The sequence below is a fragment of the Polluticoccus soli genome (assembly GCF_029269745.1).
GTDB lineage: Bacteria > Bacteroidota > Bacteroidia > Chitinophagales > Chitinophagaceae > Polluticoccus > Polluticoccus soli.
Genome location: NZ_JARJHT010000002.1, coordinates 1,012,422 through 1,031,321 on the forward strand (window position 1 = coordinate 1,012,422; position 18,900 = coordinate 1,031,321).

At 45.4% G+C, this 18,900-nt stretch carries 16 protein-coding genes; 7 read left to right on the forward strand and 9 right to left on the reverse strand.

Annotated elements, in window-relative coordinates; translation table 11 throughout:
- Positions 1-28: 28 nt before the first annotated feature.
- Positions 29-238: a hypothetical protein gene (locus P2W83_RS15305; protein ID WP_276134633.1), complete on the reverse strand. Its 210-nt coding sequence runs from the start codon at positions 236-238 to the stop codon at positions 29-31.
- A 171-nt stretch (positions 239-409) separates the two neighbouring features.
- Between P2W83_RS15305 and P2W83_RS15310 the strand changes: the two genes are divergently transcribed.
- Together P2W83_RS15310 and P2W83_RS15315 are read left to right on the forward strand one after the other, a co-directional pair.
- The gene (locus P2W83_RS15310; RefSeq protein WP_276134634.1) at positions 410-1,444 is read left to right on the forward strand and encodes a flavin reductase family protein; all 1,035 of its coding nucleotides are present in this window, start codon (positions 410-412) and stop codon (positions 1,442-1,444) included.
- Between the two features lie 67 nt (positions 1,445-1,511).
- Complete coding sequence (locus P2W83_RS15315) at positions 1,512-3,464, forward strand: T9SS type A sorting domain-containing protein (RefSeq protein WP_276134635.1); 1,953 nt, start codon at positions 1,512-1,514, stop codon at positions 3,462-3,464.
- A gap of 315 nt (positions 3,465-3,779) precedes the next feature.
- Here the strand turns inward: P2W83_RS15315 and P2W83_RS15320 are convergent, their stop codons facing one another.
- The 3 genes from P2W83_RS15320 to fusA all read right to left on the reverse strand — a co-directional run bounded on the left by P2W83_RS15320 (position 3,780) and on the right by fusA (position 7,078).
- Complete coding sequence (locus tag P2W83_RS15320; RefSeq protein WP_276134636.1) at positions 3,780-4,031, reverse strand: hypothetical protein; 252 nt, start codon at positions 4,029-4,031, stop codon at positions 3,780-3,782.
- A gap of 575 nt (positions 4,032-4,606) precedes the next feature.
- Positions 4,607-4,834 carry a hypothetical protein gene (locus tag P2W83_RS15325; RefSeq protein ID WP_276134637.1) on the reverse strand — a complete coding sequence of 76 codons (228 nt, stop codon included), beginning with the start codon at positions 4,832-4,834 and terminating at the stop codon, positions 4,607-4,609.
- Between the two features lie 96 nt (positions 4,835-4,930).
- Positions 4,931-7,078 carry an elongation factor G gene (gene fusA, locus P2W83_RS15330; RefSeq protein ID WP_276134638.1) on the reverse strand — a complete coding sequence of 716 codons (2,148 nt, stop codon included), beginning with the start codon at positions 7,076-7,078 and terminating at the stop codon, positions 4,931-4,933.
- A gap of 592 nt (positions 7,079-7,670) precedes the next feature.
- Between fusA and P2W83_RS15335 the strand changes: the two genes are divergently transcribed.
- From P2W83_RS15335 to P2W83_RS15345, 3 genes are all read left to right on the forward strand, one after another.
- Positions 7,671-9,170 (forward strand): trypsin-like peptidase domain-containing protein, encoded by a 1,500-nt coding sequence (locus tag P2W83_RS15335; RefSeq protein ID WP_276134639.1) that lies wholly within the window; start codon positions 7,671-7,673, stop codon positions 9,168-9,170.
- 146 nt (positions 9,171-9,316) lie between these two features.
- Entirely contained in the window at positions 9,317-10,450 is a 1,134-nt protein-coding gene (darB, locus tag P2W83_RS15340; protein ID WP_276134640.1) for a dialkylresorcinol biosynthesis protein DarB, read from the forward strand.
- Between the two features lie 17 nt (positions 10,451-10,467).
- Positions 10,468-11,394: a hypothetical protein gene (locus P2W83_RS15345; RefSeq protein WP_276134641.1), complete on the forward strand. Its 927-nt coding sequence runs from the start codon at positions 10,468-10,470 to the stop codon at positions 11,392-11,394.
- A 13-nt stretch (positions 11,395-11,407) separates the two neighbouring features.
- Here P2W83_RS15345 and P2W83_RS15350 read toward each other — a convergent pair whose 3' ends face one another.
- Genes P2W83_RS15350 through P2W83_RS15360 form a run of 3 tightly spaced genes read right to left on the reverse strand, consistent with a single transcriptional unit; the run spans position 11,408 to position 14,144 of the window.
- A complete protein-coding gene (locus P2W83_RS15350; RefSeq protein WP_276134642.1) occupies positions 11,408-12,358 on the reverse strand; it encodes an isoaspartyl peptidase/L-asparaginase family protein in 951 nt (316 codons plus the stop codon).
- A 24-nt stretch (positions 12,359-12,382) separates the two neighbouring features.
- Positions 12,383-12,883, reverse strand: coding sequence for a phosphoribosyltransferase family protein (locus tag P2W83_RS15355; RefSeq protein WP_276134643.1), 501 nt, complete (start codon positions 12,881-12,883; stop codon positions 12,383-12,385).
- A gap of 4 nt (positions 12,884-12,887) precedes the next feature.
- Entirely contained in the window at positions 12,888-14,144 is a 1,257-nt protein-coding gene (locus P2W83_RS15360) for an ABC transporter permease (protein WP_276134644.1), read from the reverse strand.
- Between the two features lie 88 nt (positions 14,145-14,232).
- Between P2W83_RS15360 and P2W83_RS15365 the strand changes: the two genes are divergently transcribed.
- A complete protein-coding gene (locus P2W83_RS15365; RefSeq protein ID WP_276134645.1) occupies positions 14,233-15,564 on the forward strand; it encodes an MFS transporter in 1,332 nt (443 codons plus the stop codon).
- Here the strand turns inward: P2W83_RS15365 and P2W83_RS15370 are convergent.
- Complete coding sequence (locus P2W83_RS15370; RefSeq protein WP_276134646.1) at positions 15,542-15,883, reverse strand: DMT family protein; 342 nt, start codon at positions 15,881-15,883, stop codon at positions 15,542-15,544. The genes P2W83_RS15365 and P2W83_RS15370 overlap by 23 nt on opposite strands.
- Before the next feature lie 95 nt (positions 15,884-15,978).
- Here P2W83_RS15370 and P2W83_RS15375 point away from each other — a divergent pair, with 95 nt between their 5' ends.
- Positions 15,979-16,176, forward strand: coding sequence for a hypothetical protein (locus P2W83_RS15375; protein WP_276134647.1), 198 nt, complete (start codon positions 15,979-15,981; stop codon positions 16,174-16,176).
- A gap of 33 nt (positions 16,177-16,209) precedes the next feature.
- Here the strand turns inward: P2W83_RS15375 and clpB are convergent, their stop codons facing one another.
- On the reverse strand, positions 16,210-18,834 hold the full coding sequence (gene clpB, locus P2W83_RS15380; protein WP_276134648.1) for an ATP-dependent chaperone ClpB: 2,625 nt from the start codon (positions 18,832-18,834) through the stop codon (positions 16,210-16,212).
- Positions 18,835-18,900 lie beyond the last annotated feature (66 nt).

Sequence of the window (18,900 nt, forward strand, 5' to 3'; positions counted from 1 at the left end):
TGCATGCTACAAATTCATACCAAGGGTTTTAGTCCTTGATCAGTTTTTGGTTATAAAAAATATCATTGTTGGCATCTCTAATGCATATGGTGTATGCACCGGTCTGCAGAGAATTGAATATAAGCTCGTTATTACCGGGCATCAACTCATAACTAAGCACATTATTGCCGGTATAGTTGTCCGATATGGTGGCCTTCATCGGCTTATCTGTCTTGTTTGTTATATATAGGGTATTCATATTGCTGAGATTTTCTCTTCACTAAATAAATTCCGGTAGCTCATCTCGCTCCCTCGACCCTGTTAGATCTTCTGCAAAGAACGCAAAAAACAGGATTGACAAATTAATAAACTCGCCAATCATTCCGAAACAAATTGAGTAGTTTCGGAAAAAATAACTTTCAGTTCACCTATGCTGCCTTCCACAGGCGAATTTCGTTTGGTGCAGATACTTGATATCCATCAGGAGACAAGCGATGTCAAGACGTTCGTACTAAACGAGGAAATGGATTACAGAGCTGGCCAATTCCTCACGGTACTTTCGCAGGACGGTAACCAGAGGAGATCATACTCGTTTTCAACCGCTCCCGGAATAGACAAGAATCCAGCGATTACCGTAAAACGTGTTGCGAATGGCGTGGTATCCCGTCATCTTATAGACGAACTCAAACCTGGAGATCACATAAGTGTTTCAGGTCCATTTGGTTTTTTTACACTTCCTGATGATATGACTAGCTACAGGCAAGTAGTATTACTGGCTGCAGGCGTTGGCATCACCCCTATTCTCTCGCTTTTAAGATCGCTGCTAAGTGAATTTCCGGACGTGCATACGACACTGATCTACAGTAATAGTTCAAAAAAGTCTGCGATCTTTTACAGTGAGCTGCAAGAGTTGGAACATTTGCATCCTAACAAGCTGGTCGCGGAATTCCTGTTTAGCAACAGCCCTAACCTTTTGCGAGCGCGATTAAACAAGCAATTTTTGCCGGAGCTATTGCATCAGCACCTGAAGGCAGACAACGAAAAAACATTGTTTTACCTCTGTGGGCCGTTTCCATACATGCGTATGGTGCAGCTCGCTTTGGAAGAAGAGAACGTGCCCGCGCAAAATATCAAAAAAGAGAACTTCAATACCTCGGTCATTACTCAAAAGCTAGAGCCGCCAGACAAGGAAAGCCATTCTGTGTCTATTACCTTCAAAGGCGAACGGCGTGTTTTTGAAACTGCTTACCCCGATACAATACTTTCGTCAGCTAAAAAGGCAGGCTTAGAACTGCCTTACAGTTGTGAAAACGGCATTTGCGGCAGCTGCGTTGCGCAGTGTACTCATGGCAAAGTTTGGCATCGGAACAATGAGGTATTGACCGATGCTGAATTAAAAAAAGGGTTGATACTCACATGCACAGGCTATCCAGTGGAAGGAAATATTGAACTAACAATTAAATAAAAACCATAAATTTATAGGAATCAATATATATCCTCTTATGTATAAATGGTTACTTCTACCCTGCATCATGCTCTCCGTTCATTTTACCGCGAATTCTCAAACTACGGCCGACTATGCAGTGCAACTGGAAGCACAGATACAGCAATCTCCGCCGCAGATAAAGTTGACCTGGAAACCACTTACCAATACACTGTCTTACAAGGTGTATAGAAAAGCCAAGGGGGCTAATAGCTGGGGCACCGAACTTGTTTCGCTAACAACCGCTGATACCAGTTGGATAGATAATAATGTAGCGCTTGATACTACCTATGAATACCAGGTGGTGAAGCAAGGTAGCACGGTGACGGCAACGGGCTATATCAATGCGGCTGTAAAAGGACCTGCTATTCATGACAGAGGTGGGATTTTTGTGATCATCGACACTACATTTACCAACTCGTGTAAGGATGAGCTAGTGCAACTATTTCGCGACCTGCGGGGCGACGGCTGGAAAGTATCAGCTATTAGTCAACCGGGTACAGTGCCTGCTAACATTATCAGAACCATCATCCAAAACAAATACCAGATAACGCCTAACCTGAGGGCTGTCTTGATCTTAGGCCACATCGCCGTGCCTTATAGCGGCGATATCAACCCTGACGGACATCCAGATCATAAGGGAGCCTGGGCGGCCGACGTGTACTATGGCGACGTAGATGGCGCCTGGACAGATGCAACGGTAAATACCATCGCAGCCGTTCGTCCGGAAAACAAAAACGTACCCGGCGACGGCAAATGGGATCAAAGCACCATACCCAGCAACCTAGAATTGCAGGTGAGCCGGATTGATTTTGCCAATATGCCCGCGTTTGGCAAGACCGAGGTCCAGATGATGAAGGACTACCTGAACCGGGACCATGTTTATAAAATGGACTCGCTAAATATGGTGAAACGGGCCCTGATCGACGACAATTTTCCCGCCAGCTCGTATCCAGAGGCATTTGCAGCAAATGGGTGGAGAAACTTCAATCCTATTGTTAGCCGCGATAGCATCAAAGCATTGGATTTTATAAGCACGCTTAATACTACTCCTTACCAGTGGGCATATGGCTGCGGGGGCGGCAGCTATGCCAGTGCTGGAGGCATAGGTACTACCAACGATTTTACAAGCAACAATGTAAACGGAATCTTCACCTTCCTATTCGGCAGCTACTTTGGAGATTTTGATGCACCGAACTGTTTTCTGAGAGCACCTCTATGTTCCAATACACCTGCGTTGATATCAGCCTGGGTAGGAAGGCCAAACTGGTTTCTGCATCATATGGCGCTGGGTGAAAACATAGGCTATGGCAGCTGGCTTTCACAAAATACCGATGGTAACGTATACAACCCTGTAAGCTTTGCTACACAAATGGTACACCAGGCACTTATGGGAGATCTGAGTTTGAGAACAGACTACATCAAGCCAAATGGCAAACCTAACATTGCCAGTACGGCTACGACAGGCACCACGGTTTCATGGACGGCATCGCCTGATGCAGGTGTGATTGGTTATTATGTGTACCGATCCAATACCGAATTTGGTGCTTACAGCAGGCGGTCTGGTTTGGTGGCAGGAACTAGTTTTGTTGACTCAGCCGGCTCTGAAGGGGTGAAATACTATATGGTGCGCCCGGCAAAGAACCAACAGACACCTTCAGGCAACTACGAGAACCTGGGTATCGGTACTGTTGACTCTGCCTATTGCTATTATTTCAAGTTCGATGTGAGCGTGCCGGAGATCCAAACAAGGAATGTTGTACAGCTATACCCTAATCCTTCCGATGGAGCACTTTCCGTGGCAATTCAAAGCGCTCAGGAAGATGTCGCAACCATAATTATTTACGATCACTGTGGCCGTCAGGTGCACACGCAGGCTCAACAGATTGCTGCCGGCCCCAATCAGCTTAAAATGAGCCTGAACAACCTTCCACCTGCTACGTACATTGTTGAGGTAAGGACAGCTGCATCGAAAAATAGCCAAAAATGGATTAAGCAATAGGCCTTAATATTCAGCAAATATTTTGTATCCTTGTAGACCGAAAAACAACGAGTTAGTTATGAGCAATAAAATCCTGGTTATGATCGTGGCTTTATCAGTATCAGCCATATTCAGTTCCTGCACTAAGTTTTATAATTGTGAATGCACTGATCACCAGGGCAAAGTGACGGAATATAGCATTCATGCAAGAACCCATAACCAAGCTGAGAATAAATGCGAGGATAAAGGTGAGCTTGAAAACTGCAAAATCAAATAACGACTTCATAAACAAAAAAAGCCCGTGATCGCTCACGGGCTTTTTTATTGCTATTCAGCTTACTTAGTTACGTCGCAGATTGTCTTATGACCCGATCCTACCTCATCCAGGGCTTCACTATTTTTTGCGACACAGGTTTTACTGGCTTGCTTTATGTCCCGCGCCTTTATCACCTCAATGCGTGTATTCTGATTGGAATATTGATGCTCAACATAAACATCTTCTTTGCAGATGCACGTATAGTCACGCTTGCAAGACGCAAACGAAACGGCCAGCAACAGTATCAGAATGGCGGATGGTAATCTTCTCATTTGTGGAATTTGAAACTAAAAATAGAAAAAAACGGGAGTAAAAGAAAGAAGACGTGCTATAAAAAATACCGTGAAAACACCTGAAAGAAGAAAACAAACCCTGCGTACGTTTGCTCTGTCGACGTACCGGCATGTACAACGGCGTTTGTTTTGTTTTGTTGATCCAAGGCATACTGTTGGCCTTAGAAAGCAAAAGCCTGTACACAGTACAGGCTTTTTTGTGTATCAATATGTTAGAATTACTCCAGTACCTCGCACCTGGTAATATGGCCGTATCCGTTAGCATCGCGTACGCTATCTGCAAGACGGTTGCAATCTTGAATAACCGGTGCTTTTCGTGAGCCGTTAAAACTGGCTGTGGATTTAACAGTGCTATCTGCCCTGTAGGCTTTGTAATAGGTTCTTTCACATTCGCAGGTATACTCCTTGAGGCATGAGCTAAGACTTATTAAAAGGCATGCGCTTAAAACGAAAAGCATGAATTTCATAAAAGACGTACGATTTCGTTACAAGATAATAAGCATTCATCAAAAAAGCAGTATATCGCTAAAAGTTTTATATCTGATTAAAAAACGTCAATAGGATGGCATTACAACTACCTCTTCGCCGTCCGCATTTTTTTTTAGCCTGAATAGGTTATTCTGGGCCATATCCTTAAGAAGCGCGACAACGGTGCTTTCTTCCACGCTTTTATCAATCGAACGCAGGTAAGAAACCACCTTAGCCTGGGTGACCTCGGGCTTGTAAACCAAGCCTTCCTTTAGAAATGATTGTATCTCCTGGCGTAGGGCTTCTGCATCCATAAACGGCAATTAATACCCAACCTGCTATAAAAACGTGCCGACAGCAAAAAGCCCCGCGATTGCGGAGCTTTTAAAATATTCAGCAGCATTTGCTAATTACTCAGCACTTACTTTTTTGCCTTTAGCTTTAGCTACTACTTCTTCCTCAATGTTACGAGGAGCTGGTGCGTAGTGGCTGAACTCCATTACTGATGTTGCACGGCCAGAAGACAGTGAACGCAGCTGAGTTACGTAACCGAACATTTCGCTCAGAGGTACTTTAGCTTTGATAACCTGCAGGTTGTTACGGCTGTCCATACCTTCCAGCATCGCGCGACGGCGGTTCAGGTCACCTGTAACATCACCCATGTACTGATCAGGAGTAGTAACCTCTACTTTCATGATTGGCTCAAGGATAACAGGTTTTGCTTTCTTACCAGCTTCACGGAAGCCAGATTTAGCGCAAAGCTCGAATGACATAGCATCAGAGTCCACCGCGTGGAAAGAACCGTCGAATACGCGGATCTTCATGCTCTCAACAGGGAAACCAGCAAGGGCACCTGTAGTCATAGAAGCTTCGAAACCTTTCTGGATAGCAGGAACGAACTCACGAGGGATAGAACCACCGAAGATATCGTTCACAAACTGGAAGTTACCTTTACCTTCTTTCAGGAATTCTTCGTCAGCAGGGCCGATCTCGAATTGGATATCAGCGAACTTACCGCGACCACCTGTTTGTTTCTTGAACACTTCACGGTGCTCAATCTTAGTAGTAAATGCTTCTTTGTAAGCAACCTGAGGAGCACCCTGGTTGATCTCAACTTTGAACTCACGTTTCATACGGTCAACGATGATCTCCAGGTGAAGCTCACCCATACCTTTCAGGATGGTTTGGCCTGTATCTTCGTCTGTATTAACACGCAGTGTAGGATCTTCTTCTACCAGTTTAGCGATAGCCATACCCATTTTATCAACGTCGGCCTGTGTTTTAGGCTCGATCGCGATAGCGATTACCGGCTCTGGAATGAACATGTTCTCCAGAACGATCGGATTTTTCTCATCGCACAGGGTATCACCGGTTTTGATGTCTTTGAAACCTACTGCCGCACCGATATCACCAGCTTCGATGAAATCGATCGGAGTTTGTTTGTTAGCGTGCATCTGCATGATACGGCTGATACGCTCGTTCTTACCAGAACGTACGTTCAGAACGTAAGAACCTGCATCCAGGTGACCAGAGTAAGCGCGGAAGAACGCCAGGCGGCCTACGAAAGGATCGGTCATGATCTTGAACGCCAGGGCAGCAAATGGTTCTTTAGCATCTGGTTTACGAACAATCTCTTCGCCTGAATCCGGGTCAGTACCTTTGATCGCTTCGATATCTACAGGGCTAGGCAGGTAGCGGATCACGCAATCCAGCATTTTCTGCACGCCTTTGTTTTTGTAAGAAGAACCGCAAAGCATTGGGATAATGCTCAGGTCGATAGTTGCTTTACGAACTGCTTCGTGGATCTCGTCTTCTGAGATGCTGTTAGGATCTTCGAAGAATTTTTCCATCAGCTGATCATCATATTCAGCTACTGCTTCTACCAGCTGAGCGCGCCAGTGGTTAGCTTCTTCCAGCATATCAGCAGGAATTTCGCTTTCAGTGTAGGTCATACCCTGAGTAGCATCATCCCATACGATCGCTTTCATCGTGATCAGATCAACTACACCTTTGAAGTTGTCTTCAGCACCGATAGGCAGCTGCAGCGGTACAGATTTTGCACCCAGCATATCGCGCACCTGCTGAACCACCATCAGGAAGTCAGCACCGATACGGTCCATTTTATTTACGAAACCGATACGCGGTACACGGTAGCGGTTTGCCTGGCGCCATACTGTTTCAGACTGAGGCTCAACGCCGTCAACCGCAGAGAACAGGGCTACCAGACCATCCAGTACACGCATAGAACGCTCTACCTCAACGGTAAAGTCCACGTGGCCCGGAGTATCGATGATATTGAATTTGTATTTTTTAGAAGTTGGCAAAGGCTTACCCTGAACTGTCGGGAAGTTCCAAAAGCACGTTGTAGCAGCCGAAGTGATCGTGATACCGCGCTCTTGCTCCTGCGCCATCCAGTCCATTGTAGCCGCACCTTCGTGCACCTCACCGATCTTGTGGTTTACACCGGTGTAATAAAGAATACGTTCTGTGGTAGTGGTCTTACCGGCATCGATGTGCGCTGCAATACCAAAGTTGCGCTGTAAGCGTAAGTCTGCCATTGTTGAGTTATTAATTATGAATATTTTTCAAAATGAGGTGCAAAGGTAGGTAATAAATACGAAAGTTGGAAAATTAAGAAATGTGAAAATTGGCGGGATCGAGCCTGATAAAGCGCCTTTTTCCGATAACGCGAGCCAGTCATCATCCATCACGTCCTTATTGGCCCACAATGCATGTGCATTTTTCAAATACGACAATGACATATTCAATCTGTTACCGTAGCACCCCGCGCCTCGATCGTTATCGACCTCTGTAAATTCCTCAACGAATGCGATGAAGTTTTTTTCCAACAGTCAAGGAAAAATAACGCGCAGGCGCCTATCCTTCCGCAATTATCTAGTCAACTTCTTTACACTGCATTTATGGCAGTTTGGTTTGAGTTTGTGTCACAGCATCGTTGACATGCGCGTTCGATGCCTTTTATTTGACAGAGGTGAAACGACTTTTTTGTCTCTAAAAACAATAGTCTTGAACCATCGAATCTAAAAACACCCTAGTAAAGCACTCGCAGCAATGCTTTTAACAATTTCCTAATAAGACAAGGCGGTATATTTGTTCTACAGTTTTAAAAAAATAACAAGGAAGTAGCTTATGAAATCCAGATTAATTCCAGTCATTTTTACAGCTGCGCTCACATCCGTAACGACCATGTTCATTGCGGGCAAATACCAGGAGCATTTGCCTTTTTTAACCACTGCGGAAAAGCAGGCTCAATTGCCTGTGAACTATGCGAGTTACAACAATACCGCGATGGTGCGCAGTACTCCGCCCGCCGATTTCCAGGATGCAGCTGAAGCCTCTGTAAAAGCAGTAGTACATGTTAAAACAACAACAAAAGCACGAGCGGTAACCGCTTACGATCCAAATGATTTTTTTGGGCAGTTTTTCGGTCCGCGCCAATACATGCTGCCACAGCAGATCGGCTCGGGTTCCGGTGTTGTCGTATCGCCCAACGGGTATATCGCCACCAACAATCACGTGGTAGCGGGTGCCGACGAAGTAACCGTGACATTTAATGATCGCTATACAGCACAAGCCAAAGTTGTGGCAAGTGACCCCTCGACCGACCTGGCAGTGCTGAAGGTGAACGAAAACAACTTGCCCTATATGGAGATAGGAAACTCCGATGATGTCCGTTTGGGACAATGGGTATTGGCCGTTGGGTATCCACTAACCCTGGATGCCACCGTGACAGCAGGTATCGTTAGTGCTAAAGGACGCGCGATAGGCATAAACCGCAGCCAATCAAAGAATGCTATTGAGTCGTTTATACAGACTGACGCGGCTGTAAATCCCGGTAACAGTGGTGGTGCGCTGGTAAATACCGACGGCCAGCTAATAGGCATCAATTCTGCCATTGCGTCACCTACGGGATCCTACGCGGGATATTCCTACGCAATCCCATCCAACATTGTAAAAAAAGTTGTGAATGACCTGATGCAATATGGCTCTGTGCAGCGCGCCTATCTTGGTATCGAGTATCGCGACCGCAAAGGTTACAAGCCGGAACAATTGACGGCCTTGGGAATAGACAAAACGGATGGCGTGTACGTGGAAGGCGTTGTATCAAATAGCGGCGCTGCAAAGGCAGGTATCCAAAAGGGAGATTTTATCACCGCCATTAACGGTAATGCTATACGCACCGAGCCGGAAATGCAAGAACAACTGGCACGGTATAAGCCAGGAGACAATATTAGCGTAAGCTATCTCCGTAGCGGCAACACCCGTAATACTACTGTTCAGCTACGGAACGTGCAGGGTACGACAGAAATTGTCAAGCAACCAGGTGCGGTAAAACTCCTTGGAGCTAACTTTCGGACGTTGAACAATGACGAAAAGAAAAAATATGACGTGTCTGGCGGTGTGGTTGTTGAAGACATCAGCACCGGGCTGATCTCACAGCAGACAAATATGAAAAAAGGCTTTGTGATCACCAGCGTGAATGATAAAGCAGTAAGCACTGTTGAAGACATTCAAAATGTTTTGGCCTCCAGCAAGTCAATCCAGATAGCCGGATTTATGCCCGGTTCGCGGGGAATGTACTACTATGGCATCAACAACGTAGACGAAGCCGTGGCTGGACAACAGTAATCAAAAAATCAAACAATTTCTGAAAGCCTTATGTGTCACATAAGGCTTTCATTTTATACCTCAAAAGCAAAGAAATCCGTATTATTACGTTCTGTGTAAAAGCTATGGAAATAGCTATTTTTGCAACCTCAAATTGAATCAAGATAGTGAGACCTGTTTATATTACGCGCCTGTCAAAGTTTTTTCCGAACGACCCGGTTGCAAATGACGAAATGGAAAGTGTGTTAGGAATGGTGAACGACAAACCTTCGAAAGCACGCGCTATTGTATTACGCAATAATGGCATCAAAACCCGGTACTACGCCTATAAAGACGGCGTTCGCACGCATACTAATGCCCAGATAGCTACTAATGCCATCAAAGGTTTGTTTGACGAAAAATTACCTGCCAGCAAATTGCAGGTGCTTGCGGTCGGCACTACCTCTCCCGAGCAGATATTGCCATCGCAGGCTGCCATGATACATGGCGAGCTTAGATTGCCAAGACTCGAGCTAATATCAGCCCAAGGTGCTTGTTGCAGTAGTATGCAAGCGTTGAAATACGCCTACATGTCGGTAGCGAGCGGCCTGAACGATACAGCTGCAGCTTGCGGTACAGAACGTTTCTCGGCCTACCTTCAGGCTTCACGCTTTCAGCCTGAAGCGGATAATATGAGCAAGTTGACAGACAACCCGATACTTGCATTTGAGAAGGACTTTCTACGTTGGATGCTTAGCGACGGCGCCGGTGCTGCGCTATTGCAACCTGAGCCCAATAAAAACGAATTGTCTTTGAAGATCGAATGGCTGGAGATCACATCCTTTGCCGACGAATTAGAAACCTGTATGTATGCCGGCGGGGTAAAGGCGGAAGATAAATCACTTACCGGTTGGAATGATATGGAGATCAACAATTGGACGAACGACAGTGTGTTTTCGCTAAAGCAGGACACAAGACTTCTTGGCGAAAATATCGTTCCTAAAGGTGGTGTTTACCTGGCCGAATTAATGCAAAAGCACAATCTGACTGTGGACGACGTAGATCACTACCTGCCCCATATGTCGAGCGAGTATTTCAAAAACCAGATCATTGAGCACCACAAGCGCATTGGGATGGACATACCCATGGAAAAATGGTTTTATAACCTAACCAAAGTGGGCAATGTAGGGAGCGCCTCTCCGTACCTAATGCTGGAAGAACTATACCACAGTGGGAAGCTGAAAAAAGGCGAACGCATATTGGTTATGGTACCGGAAAGCGCCCGCTTCACCTACGCATATCTTTATCTTACGGTAGTTTAATACTACTTTAGCGATCCATGAAACCACGCATTCTTGTATTGTACTACACCCAATCGGGACAGCTTCGCGACATTCTAAACAGTGTCGTGCACGACATCAAACACGAGGCAGAAATTGATTTTGTCAATTACGAGCCAGTAAAGCCTTTTCCATTTCCTTGGACGGCATATACGTTCTTTGATGCAATGCCAGAAACAGTAGAACGCATACCTTCAGAAATAAAACCGTTGCCCGACCAGGTGATGAACAAGAACTACGACCTGGTAATATTTGGTTACCAGCCATGGTTTCTAAACCCGGCACAACCGGTTACATCGTTCCTGAAAAGTAAATGGGCGTCTATACTGAAAGATAAACCTGTAGTAACTGTCGTGGGGTGTCGTAATATGTGGCTTCATGGACAGGAAAAGGTTAAGGAAGACCTGCAACAAGCTGGTGCTAAGCTGGTAGGTAACATTGTTCTTACTGACACCTACCCTAACCTCGTATCCCTACTTACAGTTATCCGCTGGGCATTTAAAGGACAGAAGGAAGCATCTGGTTTATTACCTGCAGCCGGCGTGCAGGATCAAGATATTTCAGAGTCAAAGCGCTTTGGACATCCAATACTGACACACCTGCAACAAAACCGATTTGATAGTTTGCAAAGCGATCTGCTACAAAAAGGTGCCGTCAATTTAAAACCGGGATTGGTGTTGCTAGAGCAACGCGGAATTAAGAACTTCCGATATTGGGCAAAGTTCATCCGTGAAAAAGGTGGTCCGCTTGACCCAAACAGGAAGGCGAGAGTAAAACTATTTCAGCGTTTGCTGATGCTGGGAATATTTGTTCTCTCGCCGTTGTCGTCACTCACAGCCTCAGTCAAACTGCAATTGAAGAAGAAAAGCCTGATGCGCGACGTTGACTACTTCAAAGGAATTGAATACGAAAAAGGCAGGATCTGATCCTGCCTTTTTGCTATCCGTAATAAGCTATTTCTTCATAACCTTTACTATCTCTTACAGCCCGGTACATACCGGCTGAATTGAAGCTGAAGCAATGATCGCCTCCGGCATTAACCGCTATCAGTCCGCCTTCTCCACCCATTTTCACTAATTTGTCCTTTATGACTGTATCACAAGCCTGTTGCAGTGTTAATCCTTTATACTCAATCAGGCAAGCCACATCGTGTGCAACGACTGCACGCAAAAAGAATTCGCCATGACCAGTACATGAAATGGCACAGGTATTGTTATTAGCATATGTTCCGGCTCCAACTATCGGGCTATCGCCTACGCGACCATAGCGCTTGTTGGTCATGCCGCCCGTAGATGTACCCGCAGCAAGATTACCTTGTTCATCGCAGGCTACAGCACCTACCGTACCAAATTTGTAATCCGGATTAGTAGCAGCTCCTTTCAGGTTATCACCTTCATGATCGAGTTGAGTGAAATCGCTGTCGCGGATCTTTACCCACTGATCATACCTCAGTTTATTAAAGAAATAATCATCAGTCGCCATTTCGAGCCCGCGAGACAATGCAAACTCGGCAGCGCCACTACCACTCAGTAAAACGTGGCCAGAATGCTCCAGCACGTCTTTTGCGAGCTTAATAGGGTTTTTAATGTTACGAACACCTGCTACCGCGCCAGCAGCCAGGTTTCTGCCGTCCATTATTGCGGCATCCATTTCATGCAATCCTTTCTTGGTAAATACAGAACCTCTGCCCGCGTTGAAAATGGGATTGTTTTCCAGTACAGCGATTGCGGCAACGACAGCATCCATGGCATTGCCACCACCCTTGAGTACATCATAGCCAGCATCCAAAGCTGCCTTCAATCCTGCATCATATTCTGCTTCCTGTTGTTTATTCATCATAGCAGGCGTGATATTTCCTGCGCCGCCATGTATAGCTAATGTAATGGGCATTTATTACGAGTTATCTTTTGAAAATTATTGTAAATAAGCAGCTGATATGGTATCGCCATCAGTTTCTACTTCAATATGTTCCTGTAAAGTCGTGGCGATTGAATAGCCAACAATATCAGGAGAGATAGGATAAGATTTATGTCTGCGATCAACCAAAACGGCGATCATTATCTTTTTGGTTTCAAATTCAAGCATTGGCTTCAATGCGTAAAGCAGAGTTTTACCAGAGTTAGCTACATCGTCAACCAGCAGTACTGTTTTGCCAGCCAATTCACCATTGATGGTAATTTCTTCTTTCAATGGTTGTTTCTTGTTCATCTGTATAGGCAGTACCTCAACTTTCAGCTTGCTGATCTCCTTAAGCTTTTCTGCAAGGCTTTTTGCCACAGCAAGTCCTGTACCTTGTATACCAACAAGAGTAATAGCTGTTTCCTGGCTATTGTGCTCCAATACCTCGTAAGCCATGCGCTGCAATTTCCAGCTTATTCGCTCCTTATCAAGTATCAGTACGCGTTGTTTGCTCATAATATTAGTTTGACCGTATAGCTACCACGGGATCCAGCTGTGCGGCTGACCGTGCTGGTATATATCCCGCTAATATACCTACACCGGCAGAAATACCGATGCCTACAAAGAAATTTTTGAAGGAAAGTGTTACAGGAAAATCTGCTCCGTACGTCAGCCCAAGACTCATTAGCAAGACTATTACAATACCTATCAGTCCCCCCATAATACAAAGCGTAATGGCCTCTACCAGGAACTCGGAAAGTATGCTGCCTCGGCGTGCACCAATAGCTTTTTTGAGACCTATCACCTTGGTGCGCTCTTTTACCGTCACAAACATGATATTGGCGATACCAAAAGCTCCCACTATCAGCGAAAAACCACCAATAATGGAACCAACCACATTCACAGAAGAAAATATCATATCCATCTGCTTCGATACCTGACTTAGCTGGTTGATCGAGAAATTATTCTTCTCCCCGGGTTTTACTCTACGTACAGCGCGGAGAATCCCTTCCACCTGGTATTTCATATCCTCCACATTTACACCTTCTTTTGCCTTTACCATGATCATCGGGTCATTGCCCCAGTCCATTGACGAAAGATTTGTGAGCGCCTTAGCTGCATTGTAAGGATAGACAACTGCATTGTCGAAATTAAACCCGGCCATGTTTTGCCCGGATTTTTTCAACACTCCGACAACGGTAAACTTCTTTCCAAGAAAACTGATAGTTTTATCAATTGCATCGCCGGTAAACAGCGTTTTATACAACTCTCGGCCGACCAAAACAACATTGTTACCGCCAGCCAGTTCAGCAGTTGAAAAATACCGTCCATTCTCCACTTCAATATTTTGAATCCTCTCAAAGTCCTGCGAAACCGCAAAACCGGTTATTTCCTCTGCTTCCTGGTCCATGTACTTTACGGTCACCCTGCTTCGGTCATAAATTGCGAGGTAGCGAACACCGCTGGCGTTATGCTCTATAGCACGAAGCTCCATCTCTGACAGTGGCTTACGCTGAAGATATTCCCACCATTTGTATTCTTCGCCCTGTTCAGGCATCCACGGCTGGCGGTTGATGTACAAGACGTCGTCGCCGAGTGCAGCCATAGAAGTACGCAGGTTGCGCTCCATACTGTCGAGCACAGTAAGCACACCAATAATACAAAAAATGCCGATAGTGATGCCTAACAGAGACAAGAATGTGCGCAGCTTGTTTGCCCGAAGCTCCAAAAAAGCCTGGGTGATGGAAGTGCCGATGATCTGCGCGGTGCTGTTCATGAACGGGCAAATTTAACCTTTGGCCAGCAATTTAGCCTATTAGATATGGTGCTTATTGATAAATTTGCAAACGCTGAAAAACCACTCATTGGGTCCTCTATTATCATTCTTAGTCAAAAACAAAACACTCAACTACCCTCTTTTCAGGAAATACCTGATGCTGCGGTTTTCCATGATCATGTCGCTGAACATGCAGATGACCATCGTCAGCTATATGGTATACCAACTGACTCACGATGAGCTCTCATTGGGTTTACTAGGTCTTTGGGAGGTAATACCGGCTTTCGGTTTTTCACTAGTGTCTGGCCCTTACACCGACCACCGTGAAAAGCGGACGCTGCTCCTACAATGCGTTGCTGGATATTTACTGCTATCTGCATTTTATGTAATGCTGGCATTACCTGACTTTCAAAAAAGTATTGGTACGAATACTACGGTTTGGCTTATATACGGAGGGGTATTCATTGGAGGGATGTTGCGTGCCTTTCTTAGCCCATCAAATTTTGCATTGATGGGTTTGATCGTTCCCAAAAGACTATACGCCAATGCAACAACCTGGAGCAGTACAGCCTGGCAGTTTGGTGCGGTGATCGGCCCGTTGCTGGGCGGCAGTTTGCTGGCCTTGAGCGGTTTTACCTGGAGCTTAGCAAGCGTAGTAGGGATTCAGCTTATCGGACTGGCAGCTATAATGACCATACCGCGACTGCCACTGATGATGAAAGGAAAAGAGCCCATCATTCAAAGCTTGAAGAGCGGATTAAAATTCGTATTCAATACACAGGTGATTCTTGCGGCCTTGTCGTTAGATATGTTTGCTGTGCTCTTCGGCGGGGCTGTGGCGCTATTGCCTGTCTATGCCGACGATATACTAAAAGTCGGCGAGGCCGGTTATGGGTTGCTAAGAGCTGCACCCGGCATCGGAGCCATTATCTGCCTGTTTATTCTGTCGTTTGTGCCGCTAAAGACAAAGGCCGGTGCCAAACTGCTGAGCAGCATCGCGCTCTTCGGCATTACCACTATAATATTTGGTGTATCGGGGGAGATTGCGAGTATTGCCCCATTGCCATGGCTTTCAGAAATATTCGGTTTTAATATCTCCTGGGCGTTTCTACTAGCTTTCTTTATGCTATTGCTGGGTGGATTGTTTGACTCGGTAAGCGTTATTATCAGGGGAACCATCCTCCAACTCTATACCCCAGATCACATGCGCGGAAGAGTTGCATCAGTAAACACGATGTTCATCAGCTCATCTAATGAGCTTGGTGCCTTGGAAAGCGGTTTTACGGCCAAATGGATGGGCACAGTACCAGCCGTAGTTTTTGGCGGAATAATGACGCTTGTTGTTGTGGGAGTGACCTACATCAAAGCACCGCTATTGAGCTCCATGAAGCTTGATCCTAACGAGAAGGATAAAACATAAATAGTACGGCTCCCAGAATGCATACAAAAGCAGCAATATAATTCCACTTAACTGGCTCGTTGAGGAACAGCACGGCAAATACTGCAAACACTAACAGCGAGATGATCTCCTGGATAGTCTTTAGCTGAAACGGGCTAAAACCTTCCTGGATGCCGAATTTGTTGTTTGCTGGCACCATGAACATGTACTCAAAAAACGCGATTCCCCAACTGATAAATATGAGTTTGATAAGCGGCATCGAGTCCACCTTCTTCAGATGCCCATACCATGCGTAAGTCATGAAACAATTGGAAATCAGCAGACATAAAATTGTGCGCATACGGCGAAGGTTAAAAAACACCCAAAGTAAATTAATAACCAGCTTTGCGGCATACATTTTTTTATCCTTCGCAATGAACTAATTAATCGAATACTATGTCAAAGCAAAACGGACAGGGTCGTATCGAGCAACCCAACAAGAGGCAGGAACAGAATAAAGATCTGAAAAAGGGTGTGTCGCACGAACCCATGAAAGAACAACAACAGCAACAACAACAGCAACAACCTAAGAAACAGGGTGCTCCAGGCTCACCTGGACGCCAGGGTAATGGTAATGGCCGCAACAAAAAGTAAAAAAATAAAAGCCCTGCAATGCAGGGCTTTTTCCTAGTCTTGTTTCTCAGCTATTCGTTCATTTCGTATCACTACAACTCCGTCGAAAACGTCTATCAATACTGGTTTAGACTTATCTATTTCTCCAGCAATGATCTTACGACTCAGCAGATTGATGATATCCTTCTGAATGACACGCTTTAAGGGGCGAGCGCCATATTGAGGATCGAATCCTCTCTGCGATAGGTAGTCCAAGGCATAATCCGTGAACTGCAGATCTATATTCTGCTTAGCAAGCTGCTCCTGCAGATTTTCCAGCTGAATCCTGATGATACCTTTTATCTCTTTGCGCATCAGAGGGTGGAACATGATCACATCATCCACACGGTTGAGGAATTCAGGACGCATAGTTTGTTTCAGCAGGTCCATCACCTCTTCTTTTGTGGCCTCGACAACAGTATCCAGGTCCTTGCCTTCAAGATTTGCAAAGTTTTCCTGTATGATCTGACTACCCATGTTACTGGTCATGATGATGATGGTATTTTTAAAATTCACCACCCTGCCCTTGTTATCTGTCAACCGGCCATCGTCAAGCACCTGTAATAAAATGTTGAACGTATCCGGGTGCGCTTTTTCTATCTCATCAAGCAATATTACCGAGTATGGTTTGCGTCGCACAGCTTCTGTAAGCTGACCACCTTCTTCGTAGCCAATGTATCCCGGCGGTGCACCTACCAGCCTGCTGACACTGTGCTTTTCCTGGTACTCACTCATGTCTATGCGTGTCATCATCGACTCGTCATCGAACAATACTTCCGCAAGCGCTTTTGCAAGCTCGGTCTTACCAACACCGGTTGTACCCAGGAAGATAAATGAACCTATAGGGCGTTTGGGGTCTTGCAACCCAGCACGGCCACGGCGGATGGCATCAGCAACAGCAACTATAGCCTCACTTTGGCCCACCACGCGCTTGTGCAATTCATCCTCGAGGTGCAATAGCTTTTCACGTTCACCCTGCAACATACGCTGCACTGGTATGCCAGTAGCTTTAGCCACGTTCTCAGCAATATCCTCAGCGTCTACCTCTTCTTTTAGCAAACGCTTATGCTGATCATCCATTTCAGCTAATTGCCTACTAAGCTCAGCTATATTCTTTTCTTCTTCTTTTATCTTACCATAACGTATCTCCGCTACTTTGCCATAGTCGCCTTCACGTTCAGCCTTCTCAGCTTCCAGTTTCAGGGTTTCAATATTGCCTTTTGATTTATTGAGCTTGTCAACGATCTCTTTTTCTTCCAGCCATTTAGCTTTTAGTGTATCACGCTCTACATTGAGCAATGAGATATCCTGGCTAAGCTGTTTCAGCTTTTCCTCGTCATTTTCCCGCTTGATCGCTTCACGCTCAATTTCGAGCTGCCTGATCTTACGCTCCAGCTCGTCCAGTTCCTCGGGCATCGAATTCATTTCCAACTTCAGCTTTGCTGCGCTTTCGTCTATGAGATCGATAGCTTTATCTGGCAAAAAGCGATCGGTAATATAACGTTGTGAAAGCTCCACAGCTGCGATAATAGCATCATCTTTTATACGCACCTTATGATGGGTCTCATACCGCTCTTTTAAGCCGCGCAATATGGAGATGGCGTCTTCTGGAGAAGGCTCATCAACAAATACTTTCTGGAACCTACGCTCAAGGGCCTTATCCTTCTCAAAGTATTTCTGGTATTCATTCAGCGTTGTTGCACCGATAGCGCGCAGTTCGCCACGGGCCAATGCCGGTTTCAAAATATTAGCTGCGTCCATAGCACCTTCCATCGCGCCGGCGCCTATTAACGTATGTATCTCATCAATGAAAAGGATGATCTCTCCCTCGCTTTCTGTTACTTCTTTTATGACCCCCTTCAGGCGTTCCTCAAATTCGCCACGGTATTTAGCTCCGGCCATCAAAGCCCCCATGTCAAGGGTAAATATGATCTTTGACTTCAAGTTATCGGGAACGTCGCCATTGATAATACGATGTGCTAAACCTTCGACTATTGCCGTTTTACCAACGCCTGGTTCACCAACCAATATTGGGTTATTCTTCGAACGACGTGACAGAATATGGAGGGTACGACGGATCTCTTCGTCGCGACCGATTACTGGGTCTAACTTGCCATTCCGGGCTAAGTCGTTTAGGTTCTTTGCATACTTCTGCAAGGCATTAAACTGTTGCTCAGATGTTTGCGAATTAACAGTGTTCCCTTTGCGCAGCTCTTTTATTGCTGTAGTCAGTCCCTTTTCTGTAAGTCCCGCGTCTTTCAGCAGTTTAGCTGTGTCATCATTTACCTGAAGTAAGCCTATAAGCAGGTGTTCCTGGGTAACAAATTCATCGCTAAAGTCCTTTGATATATTCCCAGCCTTCAAAAGCACATTATTTAGCTCGCGACTAACAGTTTGCGCGGGCTCACCACCAGATTGAAGCTTTGGAAGGCGATTGATCTGGTCTTGCAGCTTGCCTTCTACAAAGCCTACATTGACGTCGTTCTTTTTAAGCAAATAGCCAATTGGTCCATCATTGTCATCAAGCAGCGCTTGTAACATATGGGCCGTTTCTATGCTAGGGTTTTGGTTGTTGTACGCCAGTTGCTGTGCCTGCTGCAGCATTTCCTGGGCTTTGATTGTAAAATTATTCAGGTTCATATTCTATTATTCTCCTATCCCTTAAGGCATAAAAAATGTTCCAAACTAACGTTTTATTACAATATG